An 853-nucleotide genomic window follows, 5' to 3' on the forward strand; every position below is an offset into this window, starting at 1 on the left:
TTGGTTTTGATCCGGCCTCGCAAGGCTATAGTCTCGACGATTGGTTGGGGCTATACCAGACATCACCGTTTTGGACATTCCATTCCCAGATGCCCTCATCGGCAGCTTCAATTGCTCTTAATAATCTCGAAGACTGTGTCACCACAGTTTCTTCCAAATTTAGTACTTCGTTAACACCGATAATGGAGGCAAAGACGAATTTCTCCCCGTCGATACTTTTTGGTACCAGACCTACCTCGAGATGAACCGACTCACCATTTGCTTTTCGACCCTGCACTACTCGGCCTTTCGCCATCGCTTGAGGCGCATCTGAATGACTAAAAAAGCGCGAAAAATGCATCAAATGCCCAGAGCGATCCTGCTCCAAAATCAGCGATTCAATGTGCTGACCAACCAGCTGGTTTTCATCGTAGCCAAACAGTCGTTCAACCTCTTTGTTTGCGTACACAAGCTCGCCTGTGGCGCGAATAATCAACACACCAGATGGCGTAAAGTCGATTGCGGCGCGAACCAAACTATCGAAGCGCTTCTCTAACTTAAGCTGCTCTATTTCTCGCTCGCGAACAAATCTTTCTCTCAATGCTTGTTCGTGCTGCTCGGGAGTAGGGATACTTAAAGCGGGCTTGATATAACGAAAAGTGGCAACGGCGGTCGCAAACGATACGATCGCGGTCATCGCTTTTAGTATCGCCATCACCCCATATGAGCCGTACCAAATGGTGTAAATAGAAAATAAGTGAGTAATACCACAAAGCAGTATAAACGCGGCAAACAGCAGCGCGATGCCACGAAACTGAATATCAGGTCGTTTTTGAAGAAAAATAAGGAGCGCGATTGGGATCGAAAAGTAGGA

The 853-nt window shown here is 47.1% G+C and carries 1 protein-coding gene; it reads right to left on the minus strand.

The genetic code is table 11. The annotated features are described in order from the left end of the window. Positions 1-25 precede the first annotated feature (25 nt). On the minus strand, positions 26-853 hold an 828-nt coding region (locus A3750_RS14860; RefSeq protein WP_156498612.1), incomplete at its 5' end, for a PAS domain S-box protein.

It is taken from the genome of Oleiphilus sp. HI0079, assembly GCF_001635105.1.